The following is a 7440-nucleotide window of genomic DNA, read 5'->3' on the forward strand; positions in this document are numbered from 1 at the left end:
TCCGGACGGCCCCGTCTATCAACCGGCGGGCCAGGGGCCGCTGGCTCCGGAGGCGTCGGGGGAGACCAAGGAGGCGTGGCCGACCGGGCCGGACGGTCAACCGCAGGAGGACCGGACCGCGCGGGCCGGGTCCAAGCACGACCAGGGGGTCCGTCTGCTCACCGAGGCCGTCGCGGTCGTACCCGCCGGCTTCAGCGCGCCGGAGGACCCGCCGGGCCAGCCCGCCGAGCAGCGGACGCTGCGGACCCACGAGGCGCAGTTCGAGGACAAGGTGAACGGTGTCGACGTGTGGAGCTACTCGTCCTCGGTCGCCGTGGCCCAGGACGACGGCACCGGGCGCGTGATCGTCGAGGTGCACGACGCCGGCAAATCCGTGCCGAGCGAGCCGTGCGACCTGGCCCAGACCTTCTGGGGTATGCGGGGCGAGTGCCAGGTCGAGACCGTCGGTGCGATGCGGGTCGGCGTGGTGGTCCGACCGGGCGACGACGACCGGCTCGACCAGTGGTCGGCGTACCGGCACCCGGACGGCGTGGTGGTGTTCGTGGCGCAGGGCGCGCGGTTGGACGAGAGCCGGCCGGCGTTGACGAAGCTGCCGTTCTCCGTGCCGCAGTTGGCGGCGCTCGCGGTCGACGAACGGTTCCACCTGAAGTGACACGGTGACCCGGCCTCACCGGGTGGGCCCAGGTGCTGCGCTCGCGTGGTCCACCTGGGCCTCGCCGCGCACAAAAAAAGCCCTCCGACCTGGGCCGGAGGGCGTTGGAGCGGGCGACGAGAATCGAACTCGCGTAGTCAGTTTGGAAGACTGAAGCTCTACCATTGAGCTACGCCCGCGTGCATCCCGCCGAAACGGAACGCGGCCCCTAGCGTACCCAATGCTGCTGCCCGACGCGTAACCGGTAACCGCCCCGCAGCGTCGCGTCGCCCGCGACCCGGCGGCACCGCGACCCAAGATCCGCACAACATCCGGGATGTAGTGGCCTCGGCGCGCGCGGAGACCACCACATCCGTGACGTTGTGCGGATCTTGGCGGTACGGGGAGTGGGGGCTAATGTGACTTTCGGGAGCTATGTCCGGGTGGCTGATGCCCCGGCACCTACTGAGGTGTGGCGACGGCATAGACTGCACGTCGCCACGGGGTGTGGCGCAGCTTGGTAGCGCACTCGCTTTGGGAGCGAGGGGCCGTGGGTTCAAATCCCGCCACCCCGACTGTCGTCCGCGGCCGGGCCGCCCCGGGTGCCGCCACGTGCGGCCCCGGGCGATGCCGGAGCGTCAGGCCGGCTCGCCTACACTCGATGGGCTGAATCACGCCCAGACTCAACTGAGATCCGTCAAGGAGTACGCCTGTGAAGAGCACCGTCGAGACTCTGAGCCCGACGCGCGTGCGGCTCGCCATCGAGGTGCCGTTCGTCGAGCTCGAGCCGAGCCTCAAGAAGGCGTACCGGGAGATCGGTTCGCAGGTCCAGGTTCCGGGCTTCCGCCGGGGCAAGGTGCCGACCGCGGTAATCGACCAGCGGGTGGGCCGGGGGACCGTCCTCAACGAGGCGGTCCAGGAGGCCATCCCGGAGAACATCCTCGCCGCGGTGCGCGAGCACGACCTCAAGACGCTGGGGCGCCCCGAGGTCGAGATCACCGAGTTCAACGACGGTGACTCGCTGAACTTCACGGCCGAGGTCGACGTCCGTCCGGAGATCACCATCCCGGACGCGAGCACCATCGAGGTGACCGTCGACGAGCTGCAGATCGACGAGAGCGAGATCGACGAGCAGGTCAAGAACCTGCGCGAGCGTTTCGCCACCCTCAAGACCGTCGAGCGGGCCGCCGCCGAGGGCGACTACGTCCAGATCGACCTGAACGCCACCGTCGACGGCGAGGACGTGCCGGGCGGCCAGGCGAGCAACATCTCCCACGAGGTGGGCAGCAAGCAGCTCCTCCCGGGCCTGGACGAGGCCGTGGTCGGTCTCGCCGCCGGCGACGACACCACCTTCACCACCCAGCTTGTCGGCGGCGACTTCGCCGGTCGGGACGCCGAGGTGGCGGTGACCGTGCGCACGGTCAAGGAGAAGGAGCTGCCGGAGCTGAACGACGAGTTCGCCCAGATGGCGAGCGAGTTCGACACGATCGAGGAGCTGCGGGGCGACCTGCGGGCGCGGGTCACCCAGGGCAAGCAGGTCGAGCAGATCTACGCCGCCCGGGACAAGGCCCTGGCCCAGCTGGTCGAGGCCGCCGAGATCCCGGCCCCGGAGGGCGTCGTCCGCGAGGAGGTCGAGAGCCGCAAGCAGGCGATGGTCGACCAGCTGGAGCGGATCGGCGCCTCGATGGAGGAGTACCTCGCGGCCGAGGACAAGACCGAGGAGCAGATCGACGCCGAGCTGACCGAGGCGGCGACCGAGGGCGTCAAGGTCCAGCTCCTGCTGGACACGCTTGCCGACGCGGAGGACGTGCAGGTCTCCGACGACGAGTTCGGGCACGAGATCGTGCACCGGGCGCAGCGTGCCGGGATGGCCCCGCAGCAGTACTACGACCAGCTGGTGCGCTCCGGCGCGGCCGCCGCGGTCTTCGGTGACGTGCGGCGGGGCAAGGCGCTCGCGGCCGTCATGGAGCGGATCACGATCAAGGACGCGGCCGGCAACGGGATCACCCTCGACGCGCTGCGCGCCGCCAACGAGGCGGAGCACAACCACCAGCACTGATCGGCGGCCGCACCGTTTCCCCGGGTACGCCGGGAGCCCGCGCCGCGGGTGTGCCCGACACAGCTGCGCTGAGAGCGAACAGTGCCCCGACCGGGACTCTGCCGCCCCGCACAGCGGTTAGTGTCGGGAAAGACGGTACGGAGAGCGAAGGGCTGCCATGACCGACATGCACATCCCCAAGAAGTCGCTCCGGGCGATTGACGCGCGCGGTGGCGACTCCATTGGCAACCTCGACGACTCGGTCTACAACCGGTTGCTCAAGGAACGCATCATCTTCCTGGGCAGTGAGGTGACCGACCAGGTCGCCAACCGCATCTGCGCGCAGCTGCTGCTGCTCGCCGCGGAGGACCCGGACCGCGACATCAACCTGTGGATCAACTCGCCGGGTGGCTCGGTCTACTCCGGCATGGCGATCTACGACACCATGCAGTTCATCGACAACGACGTGTCGACCGTGGCGATGGGCATGGCTGCCTCGATGGGCCAGCTGCTGCTCTGCGCGGGCACCCAGGGCAAGCGTTACGCCCTGCCGCACGCACGGATCATGATGCACCAGCCGTCCGGTGGTCTGGGCGGCACGGCGTCCGACATCGCCATCCAGGCGGAGCAGATGCTCTACACGAAGCGGATGTTCCAGGAGCGGGTCGCGCACCACACCGGCCAGAGCCAGTCGCAGATCGAGGCCGACTCGGACCGGGACCGTTGGTTCACCGCCCAGGAGGCCATGGACTACGGCTTCATCGACAAGGTGATCATCGGGGCCGCACAGGTTCCGGATGGCGCCGGGACCCTGAGCTGAGGAGCTGACGATGACCGACCTGAGCCTGCCGCCCCAGTTCGCGGCCGTGCACAACCGCTACGTGCTGCCGTCGTTCGTCGAGCGCACGTCGTACGGGGTCAAGGAGTCGAACCCGTACAACAAGCTCTTCGAGGACCGGATCATCTTCCTCGGCGTCCAGGTGGACGACGCGTCGGCGAACGACGTGATGGCCCAGCTGCTGACGCTCGAGGGCACCGACCCGGACCGCGACATCATCATGTACATCAACTCGCCGGGTGGGTCGTTCACCGCCATGACGGCGATCTACGACACCATGCAGTACGTCCGTCCGGACATCTCGACGGTCTGCCTCGGGCAGGCGGCGAGCGCGGCGGCGGTGCTGCTGTCGGCGGGCACTCCGGGTAAGCGGATGGCCCTGCCGAACTCGCGGATCATCATCCACCAGCCGGCCACCGAGGGCGGCTACGGGCAGGGCTCGGACATCGAGATCCAGGCCCGGGAGATCCTACGGATGCGGACGCAGTTGGAGGACATGTTGTCCCGCCACTGCAACCGCCCGATCGAGCAGGTTCGCAAGGACATCGACCGTGACAAGATCATGACGGCCGAGGAGTCCAAGGAGTACGGGCTGGTCGACACGATCCTGACCAGCCGCAAGAAGGGTCTGCTGGCGGCCAACGCCGCCCGCTGAGCAGTACCGGGTCAGAGGTTGGCCGGGGCGTCCGTTCCCGGCCGACCTCTGACACACCCGTTTTGGGGGTCGGAGAATGCCCCGCCAGCGGGTAACGTCGGGTCCGTACCGCTTCGCCGGTCGGGCCGGCACAGCGAACCACGCCGGGCGGCGCGCAGCGTCCGCAGGTCAGGGCCGGGACTCCGGCCGACGAGTGCAGGGAGAACGTAGGTGGCACGGATCGGTGACGGCGGCGACCTACTGAAGTGCTCCTTCTGCGGCAAGTCGCAGAAGCAGGTCAAGAAGCTCATCGCGGGCCCAGGGGTCTACATCTGCGACGAGTGCATCGATCTCTGCAACGAGATCATCGAAGAGGAGCTGGCCGAGTCCGGCGAGGTGAAGTGGGAAGAGCTTCCCAAGCCGATGGAGATCTGCCAGTTCCTCGACACCTACGTGGTGGGTCAGGATCAGGCCAAGAAGGCGCTCGCCGTCGCGGTCTACAACCACTACAAGCGGATCCAGGCCGAGGCGGCTGGCGCGCCGGGCTCCGGCAGTGACGCCGTCGAGCTGGCCAAGTCCAACATCCTGCTGCTCGGCCCGACGGGGTGCGGCAAGACCCACCTGGCGCAGACCCTCGCCCGGATGTTGAATGTTCCGTTCGCCATCGCCGACGCCACCGCGCTCACCGAGGCGGGCTACGTGGGCGAGGACGTGGAGAACATCCTCCTCAAGCTGATCCAGGCCGCTGACTACGACATCAAACGCGCCGAGACCGGCATCATCTACATCGACGAGGTCGACAAGATCGCCCGCAAGTCGGAAAATCCGTCGATCACCCGGGACGTCTCCGGCGAGGGCGTGCAGCAGGCGCTGCTCAAGATGCTCGAGGGCACGGTGGCCAACGTGCCACCGCAGGGTGGCCGCAAGCACCCACACCAGGAGTTCATCCAGATCGACACCACGAACGTGCTGTTCATCTGTGGTGGTGCGTTCGCCGGCCTCGACCAGATCATCGAGTCCCGCACCGGGCAGGGTGGGACCGGCTTCGGCGCCCGGCTCCGGTCGGTGTCCGAGCGGTCGACCGACGACATCTTCAGCCAGGTCATGCCGGAAGACATGCTCAAGTTCGGGCTGATCCCCGAGTTCGTCGGCCGGCTGCCGGTGATCACCAACGTGCGCAGCCTGGACCGCAGCGCCCTCGTTCGGATCCTTACCGAGCCGCGCAACGCCCTGGTCCGGCAGTACCAGCGACTCTTCGAGCTGGACGGTGTCGAGCTCGAGTTCGACGAGCCGGCGCTTGAAGCCATCGCCGATCAGGCCATGCTGCGGGGCACCGGCGCCCGTGGTCTCCGGGCCATCATCGAGGAGGTTCTGCTCTCCGCGATGTACGAGGTGCCGAGCAACCCCGACGCCGCCCGCGTGCTGATCACCCGCGAGGTTGTCCTGGAGAACGTCAACCCGACGATCGTGCCGCGCGAGTTCACCGGGCGTCGGGCCCGGCGTGACCGCGAAGAGAAGTCCGCCTGATCCTTCCCGCATCACGCCGGCCGTCCAGTCCTGCCGCGGCCGGCGTGATCGTGTGCGGTGCCCCCTTGTCGGTCCACCGGCGCGGGCCAGACCGTGACGCTGTCCGTGAGCGGCCTTCCAGCCGTACCCTTTGCTCATGCGCGTCGCCGTCTGCCAGATGAACGCCCGGGACGACCGTAAGGCCAATCTGGCCGCCGCGGAGGCCCTGCTGGAGCGCGCCGCCGCCGGCGGCGCGGATCTCGCCGTCCTCCCGGAGTACGTCGACTACCTCGGCCCTGCCGCTGGGCTGCCCGAACCGGAGCCGGTCGACGGGGAGGTGGGCAGCTTCTTCGCCGGGGTCGCCCGCCGTCTCGGGATCTGGCTGGTGGCCGGCTCGTTCCACGAGGCCGGCCCGGACCCGGACCACACCTGGAACACGTCGCTGGTCTTCGACCGTTCCGGCAGTCTGGCCGCGAGCTATCGCAAGATCCACCTGTACGACGTGGAGATCCCGGGTCGGGTCTCCTACCGGGAGTCGGAGAGCGTCGCGCCTGGCGCACAACCCGTGGTGGTCGACGTCGAGGGGCTGCGGGTGGGCCTGTCGATCTGTTACGACCTGCGCTTCCCCGAGCTGTACCGACTGCTCGCGTCCGATGGTGGCGCGCAACTGCTGGTGGTGCCGGCCGCATTCATGATGCACACCGGCCGTGACCACTGGGAGGTCCTGCTGCGGGCCAGGGCCATCGAGAACCAGTGCTTCGTGGCGGCAGCCGGCCAGACCGGCGACCACGAGCCGGGCCGCACCTGCTTCGGCCGCAGCATGGTGGTCGACCCGTGGGGGACGGTCATCGGTCAGGTGCCGGATGGTCCGGGAGTCTCCGTTGTCGACCTGGACCTCGATCGACTCGACGCGATCCGCGCCGAGCTGCCCAGCCTGGCCAACCGCCGGCTCTGAAGCCTCACCCCTCGAGCAGGACGCCGATCACCGCGAACCCCGCGATGGCCGCTGCGGTGACCAGCAGTGCCGTGGTCATTCGCGATCTGCCCCGTCGGGCCAGTCGTCCCACCGAGAGCACGAGGACGACCAGCACGACCGCGCCGATCACCACCTGCCAGAACGGCCCGATGAGGCCGAGCAGCGCCTGCTCGGCGAACACCCTGGCGCCGTGCCCGGACTCATCCATGCCTGACACTCTGGCACGTCGAGGCCGCCCGCGTCCTCGGCTGCGACGAGGACCGTGGCGAGCGGTTCGTCCAAACCAGTGATGAACCCTGATTTGCCTTCTCCGGGCCGTCCGCGTAACTTTCTCTCTGCACGGGGGAGGCCGGACAAACCGGCCGAGAACGGGCGCCAGGCTCGTGGCGGAAACGCCGAGCGAGACTGAGGATCGGGCGGTGCGGAACACTCCGGAAACGGGGTTGCGAACGCGAAGCCGACCGGGTAGAGTTCTGAAGCCGGCAGGAGCCGGGCGGATGGCCGCGAAGCGGCGATCGGCCGGTCTGCGGTTTCCCACGACAGAAACGAACGTCGGCAACGACGTGCGTCATCGTGGACTCGAACCAGCACCACAATATCCGCATGTCGGGTGAAGCACGACGAACCGTTAAATATCGGTTTGACACGGCGGAAACGAGCGGGTAACGTAGTAAAAGTGCCTGGCGCTGAAAGCGCTGGGACATGGTACAGAAAAGCCCCGTGATGGGTGCCGCTGAGTGTGGTGCTTTGATCGGTGTGTGGTTGTTCTTTGAGAACTCAACAGGGTGCTTGTAAAGCCAGTGCCAATGATGATTTA

At 68.2% G+C, this 7440-nt stretch carries 7 protein-coding genes and 2 tRNA genes; 7 read left to right on the forward strand and 2 right to left on the reverse strand.

What is annotated here, in order from left to right; genetic code table 11:
* Positions 1 to 652 (forward strand): hypothetical protein (locus ACWER9_RS31490; protein WP_452305275.1); only part of this gene is annotated, 652 nt, incomplete at its 5' end.
* Between the two features lie 105 nt (positions 653 to 757).
* Here ACWER9_RS31490 and ACWER9_RS31495 read toward each other — a convergent pair.
* Positions 758 to 831 (reverse strand) — tRNA-Gly (locus tag ACWER9_RS31495).
* A 301-nt stretch (positions 832 to 1132) separates the two neighbouring features.
* Between ACWER9_RS31495 and ACWER9_RS31500 the strand changes: the two genes are divergently transcribed.
* The 6 genes from ACWER9_RS31500 to ACWER9_RS31525 all read left to right on the forward strand — a co-directional run bounded on the left by ACWER9_RS31500 (position 1133) and on the right by ACWER9_RS31525 (position 6602).
* Positions 1133 to 1206: transfer RNA gene (locus ACWER9_RS31500), tRNA-Pro, on the forward strand.
* 137 nt (positions 1207 to 1343) lie between these two features.
* Positions 1344 to 2690 (forward strand): trigger factor, encoded by a 1347-nt coding sequence (gene tig / locus ACWER9_RS31505; RefSeq protein ID WP_452305276.1) that lies wholly within the window; start codon positions 1344 to 1346, stop codon positions 2688 to 2690.
* 157 nt (positions 2691 to 2847) lie between these two features.
* On the forward strand, positions 2848 to 3489 hold the full coding sequence (locus ACWER9_RS31510) for an ATP-dependent Clp protease proteolytic subunit (protein WP_203151866.1): 642 nt from the start codon (positions 2848 to 2850) through the stop codon (positions 3487 to 3489).
* 10 nt (positions 3490 to 3499) lie between these two features.
* Positions 3500 to 4162, forward strand: a complete 663-nt coding sequence (locus tag ACWER9_RS31515; RefSeq protein ID WP_030333536.1) for an ATP-dependent Clp protease proteolytic subunit — start codon at positions 3500 to 3502, stop codon at positions 4160 to 4162.
* Between the two features lie 210 nt (positions 4163 to 4372).
* Positions 4373 to 5668 carry an ATP-dependent Clp protease ATP-binding subunit ClpX gene (gene clpX / locus ACWER9_RS31520; RefSeq protein ID WP_030333537.1) on the forward strand — a complete coding sequence of 432 codons (1296 nt, stop codon included), beginning with the start codon at positions 4373 to 4375 and terminating at the stop codon, positions 5666 to 5668.
* Positions 5669 to 5804: 136 nt separating this feature from the next.
* A complete protein-coding gene (locus ACWER9_RS31525) occupies positions 5805 to 6602 on the forward strand; it encodes a carbon-nitrogen hydrolase family protein (RefSeq protein WP_452305277.1) in 798 nt (265 codons plus the stop codon).
* Between the two features lie 4 nt (positions 6603 to 6606).
* On the opposite strand, the gene ACWER9_RS31530 is transcribed toward ACWER9_RS31525, so the two are convergent.
* Entirely contained in the window at positions 6607 to 6831 is a 225-nt protein-coding gene (locus ACWER9_RS31530) for a hypothetical protein (protein ID WP_130403780.1), read from the reverse strand.
* Positions 6832 to 7440 lie beyond the last annotated feature (609 nt).

This window comes from Micromonospora sp. NPDC003944 (assembly GCF_053605225.1).